Consider the following 14,921-nt stretch of genomic DNA (forward strand, 5'->3'; position numbering starts at 1 on the left):
CCGGGCGCGGGCGGCCTCCCTCCCCCGGGGCTCCCCCCCCAGGGCTCCCCCCCAGGGCTCCCCCCCCGGGGCTCCCCCCCGGGGCTCCCCCTCCGGGGTTCCGCCCCAGCCCCCGCCAGGGGCTCCGCCCGTGAACCCCGCCTCGCGCACCCATCACCCGAAACCGTCGGCTGCGAGCCCCCCAAAGACCTCGGCTGCACCCGCCCACCGGCACGCCCTTCTCGGCCGTCACAGAGGCCCCGCCCCTGCGCCGAACTACCGGCTGCGAGGCGCCTCACCGGACCATCGCCCACGCACTCCCGTCGACCCGGCCGCCGCCCTGCGCCACCCGGAACCGTCGGCTGCGAGGAAGCCCCGAAGACCTCGGCTGCCCACCGCCCGTCGGCTCACCCGCCCTGCGCCAACAGGCCGGCAGTGGCCGAGGCGGCCATGAAGCACGCCGCTCCGCCCGCACCGGAGAAGCAGGCCCGGGTCGATGACTTCGCGGAACGCCCGAAACCGCCTGAACCGTCGGCTGCCGGGCGGCCCTCCTCGAAGCCGTCGGTTGGGAGCCGCCCGCCACCCGGCCCCGGCGCCGGAAGCCCCTCGGCGTCGTCCGAAACCGTCGGCTGCCGGGCGGCCCTCCTCAAAGCCGTCGGCTGCGAACCACCCGCCCCCCGCCGAAAGCCCCCCCCGCACGCCCCGAACCCGTCCGCGCTGCGAGGAGCGCACCCCCGCCCTCGCCCCCTCTCCCCGCACGGCCTCCGATGCGACCCCGTGAGGGCTGCCCCCGCGCCGTCTCCGACAGGAAACCGTCCCTGGATACGCCGAAAACCCCACCCCCGCCCTGGGGAAGGGCAGGAGATGGGGTTCTCGGTTCACGATGCTGAAGCCTCACCCGCGTGGCGAACGCAGGCCGCGTGAGGCTTCGGGGCTGCCGGTCGGGAGCGGATGAGAGAGGGCCCGCTCTTGGTCTTTCCGGCGGTCAGATCAAAGGGGAAGTTCAGCCCTTGATGGACGCGACCTTGGAAGCAAGCGCCGACTTCTTGTTGGCGGCCTGGTTCTTGTGGATGACGCCCTTGGAGACGGCCTTGTCGAGCGCACGCGCGGCGGCGCGCTGCAGCTCGGTCGCCTTGGCGGTGTCACCCGCGGCAGCGGCCTCGCGGGCCTTGCGGATCGCGGTCTTCAGGGAGGACTTGACGGCCTTGTTGCGCAGCCGAGCCTTCTCGTTGGTCTTGATCCGCTTGATCTGGGACTTGATGTTCGCCACGAAGGAGCCTTTTCAGGTTCAGGCACGGGGCCGCTCGGGACCCGTACCGGTGATCCAAAATTTCTCTGATCGTGCCTCGGGCCGAGAGGGCATGAGGCACAGCCATCTACAGTACCAGTGGCCCTGCGAGCGGCCCAAAACGCCCGTCGGTCCCTCCGCGTGGGACCATGGAGACTACGTATCGATCCGACCCGAGGCATAAGGCGCCTCAAGAGACAGGACCCTGCGTGCCCGCGACCCCTAACCACGTGCCCGAGCCGAGCCGTACCGCCCCGGCGCTGATCCGCAATTTCTGCATCATCGCGCACATCGACCACGGCAAGTCCACGCTCGCCGACCGGATGCTCCAGCTGACCGGCGTGGTCGAGCAGCGGCAGATGCGTGCTCAGTACCTCGACCGGATGGACATCGAGCGCGAGCGCGGCATCACGATCAAGTCCCAGGCGGTGCGTCTGCCCTGGGCCCCGACCGAGGGCCCCGACCAGGGCACGACGCACATCCTCAACATGATCGACACCCCGGGTCACGTCGACTTCACCTATGAGGTCTCGCGGTCGCTGGCCGCCTGCGAGGGGACCGTCCTCCTCGTCGACGCCGCCCAGGGCATCGAGGCGCAGACCCTCGCCAACCTCTACCTGGCGATGGAGAACGACCTCAAGATCATCCCCGTGCTCAACAAGATCGACCTGCCGGCCGCCCAGCCGGAGAAGTTCGCCGAGGAGCTGGCGAACCTGATCGGCTGCGAGCCGCAGGACGTGCTCAAGGTCTCCGCCAAGACGGGTCTCGGCGTCGAGGCGCTGCTCGACAGGGTCGTCGAGGAGATCCCGGCCCCGGTCGGTGTCGCCGACGCCCCCGCCCGCGCGATGATCTTCGACTCGGTCTACGACTCCTACCGCGGTGTCGTGACGTACGTCCGTGTCATCGACGGCCAGCTCAACAAGCGTGAGCGCATCAGGATGATGTCGACCGGCGCGACCCACGAGCTGCTGGAGATCGGCGTCAGCTCGCCCGAGATGCTCCCGGCCGACGGCCTGGGCGTGGGCGAGGTGGGCTATCTGATCACCGGTGTGAAGGACGTCCGCCAGTCCAAGGTCGGTGACACCGTCACCAGCCAGAGCAAGGGCGCGACCGAGGCCCTCGGCGGCTACAAGGACCCGAAGCCGATGGTGTTCTCGGGCCTGTACCCGCTGGACGGCTCCGACTACCCCGAGCTGCGCGAGGCCCTGGACAAGCTCCAGCTCAACGACGCCGCCCTGGTCTACGAGCCGGAGACCTCCGCCGCCCTCGGCTTCGGCTTCCGCGTCGGCTTCCTCGGCCTGCTGCACCTGGACGTGATCCGCGAGCGCCTGGAGCGCGAGTTCGGCCTCGACCTGATCGCCACCGCCCCCAACGTGGTCTACCGCGTGGTCATGGAGGACGGCACCGAGCACACGGTCACCAACCCGAGCGAGTTCCCCGAGGGGAAGATCGACGAGGTCTACGAGCCGGTCGTGCGGGCCACGATCCTCGCGCCCACCGAGTTCATCGGCGCGATCATGGAGCTGTGCCAGACCCGGCGCGGCACCCTGCTCGGCATGGACTACCTCTCCGAGGACCGCGTCGAGATCCGCTACACGCTGCCGCTCGCGGAGATCGTCTTCGACTTCTTCGACCAGCTGAAGTCCAAGACCCGCGGCTACGCCTCGCTCGACTACGAGCCCACCGGCGAGCAGTCCAGCAGCCTGGTCAAGGTCGACATCCTGCTGCACGGCGACAAGGTGGACGCCTTCTCGGCGATCACCCACAAGGACCAGGCGTACGCGTACGGCGTGCGGCTCGTCGCCAAGCTCAGGGAGCTGATCCCGCGGCAGAGCTTCGAGGTGCCGGTCCAGGCCGCCGTCGGCTCCCGGGTGATCGCCCGCGAGACCATCCGCGCCATCCGCAAGGACGTCCTCGCCAAGTGCTACGGCGGCGACATCTCCCGTAAGCGCAAGCTGCTGGAGAAGCAGAAGGAAGGCAAGAAGCGGATGAAGATGGTGGGCTCGGTGGAGGTTCCGCAGGAAGCCTTCATCGCCGTCCTGTCCAGCGATGACAGCGCGGGATCGGGCAAGAGCAAGAAGTGACCGGAGGCGTCGGGAAGTAACCGAAGGTAACAAACGGTCGCGTCCGCGAAACGGACACCAGGGGGCCCGTCGTGCGAAAGCGCGGCGGGCCTCTGCGCGTGGGCGCCGTCACTGCGCGTCGCCGGTGCGGGGAAAGAGACAGGGTGAAGCCCCTTACGCAGCGGGCGGTCGCGCCTTACCCTGATGCCTGCTCGTTAGTTACTCGCGAGTTAAACAACAGCCCGAACCCCACCGTGAGTTAACCCAGCCGCACGAGTACCAACCGCGCTGTCGCGGGCCCCGGAGGATGTCGTGAGCGACACACAGACCCAGATCGAGAACCGTCCGCCGTCCGTCGCGGCCCTCTTCCTTGAGCGCGTCGCGGCGACACCGGACGCCGAGGCCTACCGCTATCCGGTGCCTCCCGCCGCCGGGCAGGGCCCGGACGACTGGAAGTCGCTGAGCTGGGCCCAGTCGGCCGACCGGGTGTACGCGATCGCGGCCGGACTCAGCGAGCTGGGCATCGAGCCCGAGCAGCGCGTGGCGCTCGCCGCCTCCACCCGCGTCGAGTGGATCCTCGCCGACCTCGGCATCCTGTGCGCCGGCGGCGCCACCACCACGATCTACCCGCAGACCAACGCCGACGAGTCCGCGTTCATCCTCGCCGACTCCGAGAGCCGGGTACTGATCGCCGAGAACGCGGCCCAGGTCGCCAAGGCGGTCGAGAAGCGCGCCGAGCTGCCCGAGCTGACCAGGGTCGTCGTCATCGACCCGGCCGGCGTGCCCGAGGGCGACGACTGGGTGATCACCCTCGCCGAGCTGGAGAAGCGCGGCACCGCCTACCTGGAGCAGCACCCGCAGCTGATCAAGGAGCGGGTCGGCGCGATCACCAAGGACCAGCTCGCCACCCTCATCTACACCTCCGGCACCACCGGCCGCCCCAAGGGCGTACGGCTGCCGCACGACAACTGGTCGTACATGGCCAAGGCCATCGCCGCGACCGGGCTGCTCGGTCCGGACGACGTGCAGTACCTGTGGCTGCCGCTCGCGCACGTCTTCGGCAAGGTGCTCACCTCCGGCCAGATCGAGACCGGACACATCACCGCCGTGGACGGCCGTGTCGACAAGATCATCGAAAATCTGCCGGTGGTGCGGCCGACGTACATGGCCGCCGTGCCGCGCATCTTCGAGAAGGTCTACAACGGTGTCGCGGCCAAGGCCCGGGAGGGCGGCGCGGCCAAGTACAAGATCTTCCAGTGGGCGGCCGAGGTCGCCCGCGAGTACGCCAAGGCCGAGCAGGACAACTTCCGGCACACCGGCAACCGCAGCGTGCCCTTCGGCCTCGCCGCCAGGCACAAGGTCGCCGACACCCTCGTCTACGCCAAGATCCGCGAGGCGTTCGGCGGGCGGCTGCGCGCCTGCGTCTCCGGCTCCGCCGCGCTCGCGCCCGAGATCGGCTACTTCTTCGCCGGCGCCGGCGTCCACGTCCTGGAGGGCTACGGCCTGACCGAGTCCTCGGCGGCGTCCTTCGTGAACCCCGGGGAGGCGTACCGCACCGGCACGGTCGGCAAGCCGCTGCCCGGCACGGAGGTGCGCATCGCCGACGACGGCGAGATCCTGCTGCGCGGCCCCGGCATCATGCAGGGCTACCACAAGCTGCCCGACAAGACCGCCGAGGTGCTGGAGTCCGACGGCTGGTTCCACACCGGCGACATCGGCGAACTCTCGCCCGACGGCTACCTGCGGATCACCGACCGCAAGAAGGACCTGATCAAGACCTCCGGCGGCAAGTACGTCGCACCGGCCGAGGTCGAGGGCCAGTTCAAGGCGGTCTGCCCGTACGTCTCCAACATCCTGGTGCACGGCGCCGACCGGAACTACTGCACCGCGCTCATCTCCCTGGACGAGTTCGCGCTCGCGGACTGGGCGAAGGACAACGGCCTGGAGGGCAGGCCGTACGCCGAGATCGTCGCGGCGCCGCAGACCGTGGAGATGGTCGACGGGTACGTCCAGCAGCTCAACGCCGGGCTCCAGCGCTGGCAGACCATCAAGAAGTTCCGGCTGCTGCCGCGGGACCTCGATGTGGAGCACGGCGAGATCACGCCGAGCCTGAAGCTGAAGCGGCCGGTGGTGGAGCGGGCGTACAAGGGCCTGATCGACGAGATGTACGCCGGGACGCGGGAGAAGTAGGGCTCCCGCCCGGTCCCGCACCGAGGACACCTTTTTGGCCACCGGCGCTCGAAAAGGTTCCCCTTGTGATGCCGTCCTAGCACGCTTCTCGGCCATGCGTGGCCACTTCGGTGACTTCACGCTTATGTGCGACCCCCGTCTGTCACCCTGGCCGCATGGACATGGCGGCCATACCCACGCAGCGGGAGACGGTGGGCCGGGCGCGCGGGCACGCCGCGCTGCCCGGCAGTCCGCTCGCGCCGGGCTCCGCGCGGGCCCTGGTGCGGGCCGCGCTGGCCGAGGCACCCGTGGCGCCCCGGCTCGTCGACGACGCCGTGGCGGTCGTCAGCGAGCTGGTCACCAACGCCGTGGTGCACGCGGGCACCGAGATATCCCTCGACTGGTGCCTGGAGGACGGCGGCACGTTCCTGGTCGAGGTCGGGGACCGGCACCCGGCCCGGCCACCGCGGGACGCGACCGCGGGCGAGCCGTCGTACGACACCCTGGAGTACGGCCGCGGGCTGCGCCTGGTCGGGGCGCTCGCCGAGTCCTGGGGGGTCACCTACCGCACCGGCGCGAAGACGGTGTGGGCCAGGCTGCCCCCGGGCGGCGGCGAACCACCGGCCGGCGGCGGGGCGCGGGACGCCCTGGAGGTCGCCGAGGTGCTGGCCCCGCAGTCGCAGCGCACGGACAGCGACCGGGACTGGCTCGGCCGGGGCGCGCTGTCCTTCCTCGCCGAGGCGTCCGACCTGCTCGCGGGCCAGCTGGACGAGAACCTGGTCACCGCCCTCACCGGCCAGCTGATCGTGCCCCGGCTCGCCGACTGGTGTGCGGTGTGGCTGGAGGACGAGGCGTCGGCGCGCGGTGGGTCGTACGAGGGGCCCGCGCGGGTCTGGCACGCCAGCGAGAACCGCATCGAGGAACTGCGCCGCGCCCTGGAGAAGGAGCCGCCGCAGCCGGGGGACGGGGTCGGCTTCGGCCCCTCGCCCTACCCCTGGCCCGGTGACGCGCTGGGCGCGCGGGGCGCGGACGGTACGGCGCTGGCGTACCGGCTGGTGGCGGGCGGCCGGCCGCTGGGCACGCTGGTCATCGGGCGGTGCGGGCTCGCCCGCTTCCCCGACGAGATCACCGGCCTGGTGGAGGACCTGGGCCGCCGGGTGGCCCTCGCCATCGGCGCGGCCCGGCAGTACGCCCGGCAGGCCACCATCAGCGCCATCCTCCAGCGCGGTCTGCTGCCCGGCGCGGTCGCCGAGATCCCCGGGATGAGCAGCGCGCTCGTCTACGAGCCGTGCGACAAGAGCGGTCCCAGCGGCGACTTCTACGACCTGTTCCCGGCGGGCCACGGCCGCTGGTGCTTCGCGATCGGCGACGTGCAGGGCAAGGGCCCGGAGGCGGCGGTCGTGATCGGCCTCGCCCGGCCCTGGCTGCGGCTGCTCGCCCGCGAGGGGTACCGGGTCGCCGACGTCCTCGACCGCCTCAACCAGCTCCTCCTCGACGACGCCACGGAGGCCGCCGACGCCGCGGCGCGCGCCCTGGTCGCCGCGGACGGCCGCGGGGAGGGCCCGCAGACGCGCTTCCTCTCGCTCCTGTACGGCGAGCTGGTCCCGTACGACGGCGGCGTCCGCTGCACCCTCGCCTCCGCCGGGCACCCCCTGCCGCTGGTCCTCGGCCCCGACGGTACGGTGCGCACCGCGGCCCGCCCGCAGACGCTGCTCGGCGTGGTCGAGGACGAGACCTACACCAGCGAGACCCTGGACCTCGGGCCCGGCGACAGCCTGCTGTGCGTCACCGACGGCGTGACCGAACGCCGTCGCGGTCCCCACCAGTTCGACGACGCCGACGGCCTCGCCACCGCCCTCGCCTCCTGCGCCGGGCTGACCGCCGACGAGATCGCCGAAAGGATCCGCCACCTGGTCCACACCTTCAGCGAGTCACCCCCGGAGGACGACCTGGCCCTGCTGGTGCTCCAGGCGGACTGAGGGGGCCCTGGCCGTCGCCCGGGGATCTTCGCCGGTGCTGGACAATGGGCGTATGCCTTCCGCACTCCCCGACGGTGAGCCCGTACCCGACGACGGCGCGTTGCCCGCGCACGCGTTCGACGGGGCGGGGGAGCGTCCGCTCGGTTTCTATCTGCATGTGCCGTACTGCGCGACCCGCTGCGGGTACTGCGACTTCAACACGTACACCGCGACCGAGCTGCGCGGCACCGGCGGGGTGCTGGCCTCCCGTGACAACTACGCCCGGACGCTCGTCGACGAGGTCCGGCTGGCCCGCAAGGTGCTCGGCGACGACCCGCGGCCGGTGCGCACGGTGTTCGTCGGCGGCGGTACGCCCACGCTGCTGGCCGCCGACGACCTCGTACGGATGCTGGCGGCGATCCGCGACGAGTTCGGGCTCGCCCCGGACGCCGAGGTCACCACGGAGGCGAACCCGGAGTCGGTCGGCCCGGCCTACCTCGCGACCCTGCGCGAGGGCGGTTTCAACCGGATCTCCTTCGGGATGCAGAGCGCGCGGCAGCACGTGCTGAAGATCCTCGACCGCACCCACACCCCCGGCCGCCCGGAGGCGTGCGTGGCGGAGGCCCGTGCGGCGGGCTTCGCGCATGTGAACCTCGATCTGATCTACGGCACCCCCGGCGAGAGCGACGACGACTGGCGGGCCTCCCTCGACGCGGCGCTCGGCGCCGGCCCCGACCATGTCAGCGCGTACGCCCTCATCGTGGAGGAGGGCACCCAGCTCGCCCGCCGGATCCGCCGGGGCGAGGTCCCGATGACCGACGACGACGTGCACGCCGACCGCTACCTGATCGCCGAGGAGACCCTCTCCGCCGCGGGCTTCGACTGGTACGAGGTCTCCAACTGGGCCACCTCCGAGGCGGGCCGCTGCCTGCACAACGAGCTGTACTGGCGCGGCGCGGACTGGTGGGGCGCGGGCCCCGGCGCGCACTCCCATGTGGGCGGCGTGCGCTGGTGGAACGTGAAGCACCCCGGCGCGTACGCCTCCGCCCTGGCCGCCGGCCGCTCCCCGGGCGCGGGCCGCGAGCTGCTGTCAGCCGAGGACCGCCGCGTCGAGCGCATCCTGCTGGAGCTCCGGCTGCGCGAGGGCGCCCCCCTCGCCCTCCTGAAGGACCAGGGCCTCGCCGCCTCCCGCCGCGCCCTGACCGACGGCCTCCTCCAGCCCGGCCCCTACGCCGAGGGCCGCGCCGCCCTCACCCTGCGCGGCCGCCTGCTGGCGGACGCGGTGGTACGGGACCTGGTGGACTGATCACTCGACCGGGTGAAGCTCGGTTCGTAGGGTGCGGCTGTGCGGGATCGGATCATCGTCGAGTACTTCCAGGGGCTGCGCCCGCCCGAGGGCGCCAGGGCCGAGCTGCTGCGGCGGACCATCGTCATCGCACCGGGCTCGGGTGCCGCCGCAAGGGTGCCCACGTACCTGATCATCGATCCGGTCGTGGCAGTCAGACCCCACCGCTACCCGTGACGAAGTCGATCAGTTCCTCCACCCGGCCCAGCAGTTCCGGTTCCAGGTCCTTGTAGGAGTGCACGCGCTTCAGGATCGCCTGCCACACCGCGCCGGTGTTGTCGGAGGGCCAGCCCAGGGCGCGGCACACGCCTGTTTTCCAGTCCTGGCCGCGCGGCACCCGGGGCCACTCCGGGATGCCCAGTGACGCGGGCTTCACCGCTTCCCAGATGTCGATGTACGGATGGCCCACCACCAGCGCGTGTTCGCTGGTCACCGAGCGGGCGATGTGGAACTCCTTCGAGCCCGGCACGAGGTGGTCCACGAGGACGCCGAGGCGGGCGTCGGGGCCGGGGGCGAAGTCGGTGACGATCGAGGGGAGGTGGTCCACGCCCTCCAGGTACTCCACGACCACCCCCTCGATGCGCAGGTCGTCGCCCCAGACCTTCTCGACCAGCTCGGCGTCGTGCCGGCCCTCGACGTAGATCCGGCCGGCCCGGGCGACGCGGGCGCGGGCGCCGGGGACGGCGACGGAACCGGAGGCGGTGCGGGCGGGGCGCGCGGGGCCCGCGGCGGGCCGTACGAGGGTCACCGCCCTGCCCTCCAGCAGGAAGCCGCGCGGCTCCAGCGGGAACACCCGGTGCTTGCCGAAGCGGTCCTCCAGCGTCACCGTGCCCGCCTCGCAGCGGATCACCGCCCCGCAGAACCCGGTGCCGGGCTCCTCCACGACCAGACCCGGGTCGGCGGGCACCTCGGGCACCGGCTGCGGCTTCTTCCAGGGAGGCGTCAGGTCGGCGGAGTACTGGCGGGAGCGCGGGCCCGAAGGGCCCTCGCTGGAAGGGCGGTGGTGGGAGACGGGTGGGCGCATTCGGATGACGATAGGAGAAGCGGCGGGCCAGCGCCCACGACACGCCGGAAACCACGCGCCGGTGCGGCTCAGTTCACGCCGAAACGCCTGGCCAGCGCGTCCCGTTGGCGTCGTACGAAGGCCGCGTCGACCACCGCGCCGTGTCCGGGCACGTACAGCGCGTCCCCGCCGCCCAGCGCCAGCAGCCGGTCCAGCGCGTCCGGCCAGCGCGACGGTACGGCGTCCGGGCCCGCCTGGGGCTCCCCGGACTCTTCCACCAGATCTCCGCAGAACACCACGTCCGGGTCGCCCGGCACCAGGACCACCAGGTCATGGGCGGTGTGCCCGGGGCCCACGTCGGCCAGCAGCGCCCGGCGCCCGCCGCCCAGGTCCAGGGTCCGCTCCCCGGAGACCGGATGCCGGGGCGGCACCAGGGCCAGCGCCGCCTCCTCGGCCTCCTCCGCCGGGAGCCCGTGGTGGACGGCGTCGCGCCGCAGCTCGTCCCGCCCGCGCAGGAACACCCCGTCCGCCCCCACCGCCGCGTACACCGCGGCCCCCGCGAAGGCCGGAGCCCCGAAGACATGGTCGAAATGGACATGGGTCAGCGCGAGATGGGTCACACGTCCACCGGCGAGCGCCTCGGCCGAGGACCGCAGCCGAGCCCCCTCCGCGAGGCTCGACCCGGCGTCCACCATCAGCGCCGTGCCCGCGCCCAGGACCAGCCCCGCCGTGCAGTCCCAGCCCGGCAGCCGGCACCGCCCCACCCCGGCGGCGAGCCGCTCCCATCCGTGCTCTTCCCAAGTCACCGTCACACCGCGACGCTAACCGCAGCCGGGGTCGCGAGGGCACCGACCTTGCCCGGTGCGTACCCCACGGCCGTACACTGGCCGGGGAACGCTGGCACTCGCATGCGAAGAGTGCCAAGACGGACACAAGAGGGACGACCACGGGAGTGAGGGGACCACGTGCTGGAGGTGCGCGCCCATGCTGAGTGAACGCAGGCTTCAGGTACTGCGCGCCATCGTCCAGGACTATGTCGGCACCGAGGAGCCGGTCGGGTCCAAGGCCCTGACCGAGCGGCACAACCTCGGGGTGTCCCCGGCGACCGTGCGCAATGACATGTCGGCCCTGGAGGACGAGGGGTACATCGCGCAGCCGCACACCAGCGCGGGGCGCATCCCCACCGACAAGGGCTACCGGCTCTTCGTCGACAAGCTCGCGGGCGTCAAGCCGATGACCGCGCCCGAGCGCCGCGCGATCCAGAACTTCCTGGACGGCGCCGTCGACCTGGACGACGTCGTGACACGCACGGTGCGGCTGCTCGCGCAGCTGACCCGGCAGGTCGCCGTCGTGCAGTACCCGTCCCTGACCCGGTCCACCGTGCGGCACGTGGAACTGCTCGCGCTCGCCCCGGCGCGCGTGATGCTCGTGCTGATTACGGACACCGGCCGGGTCGAGCAGCGGATGGTCGACTGCCCGGCCCCCTTCGGCGAGGCGTCCCTCGCGGATCTGCGCGCGCGGCTCAACAGCCGGGTCGCGGGCCGCCGGTTCGCGGATGTGCCGAAGCTGGTCGAGGACCTGCCCGATGCCTTCGAACACGAGGATCGCGGTACGGTCTCCACGGTGCTCTCCACCCTTCTGGAGACACTGGTCGAGGAGAACGAGGAGCGGCTGATGATCGGCGGCACCGCCAATCTCACCCGCTTCGGACATGATTTTCCCCTCACGATCCGGCCCGTCCTGGAGGCCCTTGAGGAGCAGGTCGTGCTCCTCAAGCTTCTCGGCGAGGCGAAGGATCCGGGCATGACCGTGCGCATCGGGCACGAGATCGCCCATGAAGGACTCAACTCCACCTCCGTGGTGTCGGTGGGCTACGGTTCGGGCGGCGAGGCGGTTGCCAAGCTCGGCGTGGTCGGACCGACCCGCATGGACTACCCGGGAACGATGGGAGCGGTACGCGCAGTGGCACGGTACGTCGGACAGATCCTGGCGGAGTCGTAAGTGGCCACGGACTACTACGCCGTTCTCGGCGTGCGCCGCGACGCGTCGCAGGATGAGATCAAGAAGGCGTTCCGTCGGCTCGCGCGCGAGCTGCACCCGGACGTCAACCCGGATCCGAAGACCCAGGAGCGGTTCAAGGAGATCAACGCCGCTTACGAGGTGCTGTCGGATCCGCAGAAGAAGCAGGTCTACGACCTCGGCGGGGATCCCCTCTCGCAGTCCGGCGGCGCCGGCGCGGGCGGCTTCGGGGCCGGTGGCTTCGGCAACTTCTCCGACATCATGGACGCGTTCTTCGGCACGGCGTCGCAGCGCGGGCCGCGCTCGCGCACCCGGCGCGGCCAGGACGCGATGATCCGGATCGAGGTGGAACTGGACGAGGCGGCCTTCGGGACGACCAAGGAGATCCAGGTCGACACCGCGATCGTCTGCAACACCTGCAACGGCGAGGGCGCGGCCCCGGGCACCTCGGCGCAGACCTGTGACATGTGCCGCGGCCGCGGTGAGGTCTCGCAGGTCACCCGGTCCTTCCTGGGCCAGGTCATGACCTCGCGGCCGTGCCCCCAGTGCCAGGGCTTCGGGACCGTGGTCCCCACGCCCTGCCCGGAGTGCGCCGGTGACGGCCGGGTCCGCTCGCGCCGCACGCTGACCGTGAAGATCCCGGCCGGTGTCGACAACGGCACCCGGATCCAGCTCGCCGGCGAGGGCGAGGTCGGCCCCGGCGGCGGTCCGGCCGGCGACCTGTACGTCGAGATCCACGAGCTGCCGCACGCGCGCTTCCAGCGCCGCGGCGACGATCTGCACTGCACGGTCACCATCCCGATGACCGCGGCGGCGCTCGGCACCAAGGTGCCGCTGGAGACGCTGGACGGCCTGGAGGAGATCGACATCCGGCCCGGGACCCAGTCCGGACAGTCGATCCCGCTGCACGGCCGCGGCGTCACCCATCTGCGGGGCGGCGGCCGGGGCGACCTCATCGTGCACGTCGAGGTGCAGACCCCGACGAAGCTCGACGCCGAGCAGGAGCGGCTGCTGCGCGAACTGTCCGAGCTGCGCGGCGAGGAGCGCCCGCAGGGGCAGTTCCAGCCGGGCCAGCAGGGGCTGTTCACGCGCCTGAAGGACGCGTTCAACGGGCGCTGACCGCCCGACCGTGACACGTGCCGTGGCGGCCTTTGACCGGAGGCCGCCACGCTCTGTCCGCGGACGCCGTCACCGCCTCTGACCGGGCCCGTAATGGAATATGCCGATCATGGCGCCCGATTCGGACTTGTTCACAGGACGTGACACCATGCGGTCATGTCCTCCGCGCTGACCGATCTCCTCCCGCACCCGATCGTGCAGGCCCCCATGGCGGGCGGTGTCTCCGGGCCGGAGCTCGCCGCCGCCGTGTCCGAGGCCGGCGGCCTCGGGTTCCTGGCCGCCGGGTACAAGACGGCCGACGGTGTGTACCAGGAGATCAAGCGGCTGCGGAGCCTCACCGACCGGCCCTTCGGCGTGAACGTGTTCATGCCCCAGCCGGAATACGCCGAGAGCGGCGCGGTCGAGGTCTACGCCCACCAGCTCGCGGGCGAGGCCGCCTGGTACGAGACGGAGCTGGGCGACCCGGACAGCGGCCGCGACGACGGCTACGACGCCAAGCTCGCGGTGCTCCTGGACGACCCGGTACCGGTGGTCTCCTTCCACTTCGGGGTGCCGAGCCGCGAGGCGCTGGAGCGGCTGCGGCGGGCCGGGACGTTCACGCTGGTCACCGCCACCACCGCCGAGGAGGCCGTCGCGGTGGAGCGGGCCGGGGCGGACGCGGTGATCGCGCAGGGCGTGGAGGCGGGCGGCCACCAGGGCACGCACCGGGACGTCCGGGAGAACGACGGCACCGGCCTCGGCCTGCTGTCCCTGATCACACAGATCCGTGAGGCGGTGCACATCCCCGTCGTCGCCGCCGGCGGGATCATGCGCGGCGCCCAGATCGCGGCGGTCCTCGCGGCGGGTGCGAGCGCGGCCCAGCTGGGCACCGCCTTCCTCGCGACCCCCGAGTCCGGCGCGCCCGCCGTGCACAAGGAGGCGCTGACCAACCCCCTGTTCGTCCGCACCGAGTTGACCCGCGCGTTCACCGGCCGGCCGGCGCGCGGTCTGGTCAACCGCTTCCTGCGCGAGCACGGGCCGTACGCGCCCGCCGCCTACCCGGAGATCAACCACCTCACCTCGCCGCTGCGCAAGGCCGCCGCGAAGGCCGGGGACGCGCAGGGCATGGCGCTGTGGGCGGGCCAGGGCCACCGGCTGGCCCGGGAGCTGCCCGCCGGGCAGCTCGTCGAGGTGCTCGCGGCCGAACTCGCCGCGGCGCGGGCGGCGTTCGCCGACGGAGGTGCCCGATGACCGCGCCCGTGTTCGTCGTGGCGGACTTCACCGCGGACGGCGACCGCTATGTCCTGGACGGTCCCGAGGGCCGGCACGCGGTGTCGGTCAAGCGTCTGGAGGCCGGTGAGGAGGTCGTGCTCACCGACGGCGCGGGGCGTCACGCGGTGTGCGAGGTGCTCGGCAGCGAGGGCAAGGACCGTCTCGTCGTACGGATGCCGGAGGTGTCCGAGGAGCCCGCGCCGCGGCCCCGGATCACCATCGTGCAGGCTCTTCCCAAGGGCGACCGGGGGGAGTTGGCCGTCGAGACGATGACCGAGGTCGGGGTCGACGCGATCGTGCCGTGGCAGGCCGCGCGCTGCATCACGCAGTGGCGGGGCGAGCGGGGGCTGAAGGCGCTCGGCAAGTGGCGGGCGACCGCGCGCGAGGCCGGGAAGCAGTCCCGGCGGGTGCGGTTCCCCGAGGTCGCGGAGGCGGCGAGCACCAAGCAGGTCGCGGCACTTCTGGCCGGGGCCGACTTCGCCGGGGTGCTGCACTCCGACTTCGAGCACACCAGCGAGGCGCTGGCCACCGCCGAACTCCCCGCCGAGGGTGAGATCGTGCTGGTCGTCGGACCCGAAGGGGGCGTCTCCCGCGACGAGTTGGCGCTTTTCGAGGAGGCGGGCGCGCAGGCGTACGTCCTCGGGCCCAGCGTCCTGCGCACCTCCACCGCCGGCACCGCGGCCGCGGCCCTCCTCCTGGGACGCACCGGCCGCTGGTCCTGAACACC

General features: G+C 72.2%; 12 protein-coding genes. 9 read left to right on the forward strand and 3 right to left on the reverse strand.

Annotated elements, in window-relative coordinates:
- Nucleotides 1–982 precede the first annotated feature (982 nt).
- Nucleotides 983–1,249, reverse strand: a complete 267-nt coding sequence (gene rpsT, locus QHG49_RS23430; RefSeq protein WP_037655051.1) for a 30S ribosomal protein S20 — start codon at nucleotides 1,247–1,249, stop codon at nucleotides 983–985.
- A gap of 227 nt (nucleotides 1,250–1,476) precedes the next feature.
- On the opposite strand from rpsT, the gene lepA reads away from it, so the two are divergent.
- The 5 genes from lepA to QHG49_RS23455 all read left to right on the forward strand — a co-directional run bounded on the left by lepA (nucleotide 1,477) and on the right by QHG49_RS23455 (nucleotide 8,979).
- The gene (lepA, locus tag QHG49_RS23435) at nucleotides 1,477–3,351 is read left to right on the forward strand and encodes a translation elongation factor 4 (protein WP_145488199.1); all 1,875 of its coding nucleotides are present in this window, start codon (nucleotides 1,477–1,479) and stop codon (nucleotides 3,349–3,351) included.
- Between the two features lie 291 nt (nucleotides 3,352–3,642).
- Complete coding sequence (locus QHG49_RS23440; RefSeq protein ID WP_167532332.1) at nucleotides 3,643–5,520, forward strand: long-chain fatty acid--CoA ligase; 1,878 nt, start codon at nucleotides 3,643–3,645, stop codon at nucleotides 5,518–5,520.
- Between the two features lie 161 nt (nucleotides 5,521–5,681).
- Nucleotides 5,682–7,478, forward strand: coding sequence for a SpoIIE family protein phosphatase (locus QHG49_RS23445; protein ID WP_186337889.1), 1,797 nt, complete (start codon nucleotides 5,682–5,684; stop codon nucleotides 7,476–7,478).
- A gap of 52 nt (nucleotides 7,479–7,530) precedes the next feature.
- Nucleotides 7,531–8,763, forward strand: a complete 1,233-nt coding sequence (gene hemW / locus QHG49_RS23450; protein ID WP_301491122.1) for a radical SAM family heme chaperone HemW — start codon at nucleotides 7,531–7,533, stop codon at nucleotides 8,761–8,763.
- A gap of 39 nt (nucleotides 8,764–8,802) precedes the next feature.
- Nucleotides 8,803–8,979 carry a hypothetical protein gene (locus tag QHG49_RS23455; protein ID WP_301491124.1) on the forward strand — a complete coding sequence of 59 codons (177 nt, stop codon included), beginning with the start codon at nucleotides 8,803–8,805 and terminating at the stop codon, nucleotides 8,977–8,979.
- On the opposite strand, the gene QHG49_RS23460 is transcribed toward QHG49_RS23455, so the two are convergent.
- Nucleotides 8,957–9,826 carry a DUF3097 domain-containing protein gene (locus QHG49_RS23460; RefSeq protein ID WP_301491125.1) on the reverse strand — a complete coding sequence of 290 codons (870 nt, stop codon included), beginning with the start codon at nucleotides 9,824–9,826 and terminating at the stop codon, nucleotides 8,957–8,959. The two genes, QHG49_RS23455 and QHG49_RS23460, sit on opposite strands and share 23 nt — an antisense overlap.
- Before the next feature lie 68 nt (nucleotides 9,827–9,894).
- A complete protein-coding gene (locus QHG49_RS23465; protein WP_159701273.1) occupies nucleotides 9,895–10,617 on the reverse strand; it encodes an MBL fold metallo-hydrolase in 723 nt (240 codons plus the stop codon).
- 172 nt (nucleotides 10,618–10,789) lie between these two features.
- Between QHG49_RS23465 and hrcA the strand changes: the two genes are divergently transcribed.
- From hrcA to QHG49_RS23485, 4 genes are all read left to right on the forward strand, one after another.
- On the forward strand, nucleotides 10,790–11,806 hold the full coding sequence (hrcA, locus tag QHG49_RS23470) for a heat-inducible transcriptional repressor HrcA (protein ID WP_145488210.1): 1,017 nt from the start codon (nucleotides 10,790–10,792) through the stop codon (nucleotides 11,804–11,806).
- A complete protein-coding gene (gene dnaJ, locus QHG49_RS23475; protein ID WP_301491128.1) occupies nucleotides 11,807–12,943 on the forward strand; it encodes a molecular chaperone DnaJ in 1,137 nt (378 codons plus the stop codon).
- Between the two features lie 156 nt (nucleotides 12,944–13,099).
- Entirely contained in the window at nucleotides 13,100–14,173 is a 1,074-nt protein-coding gene (locus QHG49_RS23480) for a nitronate monooxygenase (RefSeq protein ID WP_145488213.1), read from the forward strand.
- Nucleotides 14,170–14,916 (forward strand): 16S rRNA (uracil(1498)-N(3))-methyltransferase, encoded by a 747-nt coding sequence (locus QHG49_RS23485; RefSeq protein WP_159701267.1) that lies wholly within the window; start codon nucleotides 14,170–14,172, stop codon nucleotides 14,914–14,916. Before QHG49_RS23480 ends, QHG49_RS23485 begins: the two co-directional genes overlap by 4 nt.
- The last annotated feature ends 5 nt before the right edge of the window (nucleotides 14,917–14,921 follow it).

The organism is Streptomyces sp. WP-1, assembly GCF_030450125.1.
Classification (GTDB): Bacteria; Actinomycetota; Actinomycetes; order Streptomycetales; family Streptomycetaceae; genus Streptomyces; species Streptomyces incarnatus.

What these genes read in the sequence shown, in the direction of transcription:
- hrcA (WP_145488210.1), top strand. Translation starts at nt 10,790, where the DNA reads ATGCTGAGTGAACGCAGGCTTCAGGTACTGCGCGCCATCGTCCAGGAC.
- QHG49_RS23485 (WP_159701267.1), top strand. Translation starts at nt 14,170, where the DNA reads ATGACCGCGCCCGTGTTCGTCGTGGCGGACTTCACCGCGGACGGCGAC.
- hemW (WP_301491122.1), top strand. Translation starts at nt 7,531, where the DNA reads ATGCCTTCCGCACTCCCCGACGGTGAGCCCGTACCCGACGACGGCGCG.
- QHG49_RS23480 (WP_145488213.1), top strand. Translation starts at nt 13,100, where the DNA reads ATGTCCTCCGCGCTGACCGATCTCCTCCCGCACCCGATCGTGCAGGCC.
- QHG49_RS23460 (WP_301491125.1), bottom strand. Translation starts at nt 9,826, where the DNA reads ATGCGCCCACCCGTCTCCCACCACCGCCCTTCCAGCGAGGGCCCTTCG.
- QHG49_RS23445 (WP_186337889.1), top strand. Translation starts at nt 5,682, where the DNA reads ATGGCGGCCATACCCACGCAGCGGGAGACGGTGGGCCGGGCGCGCGGG.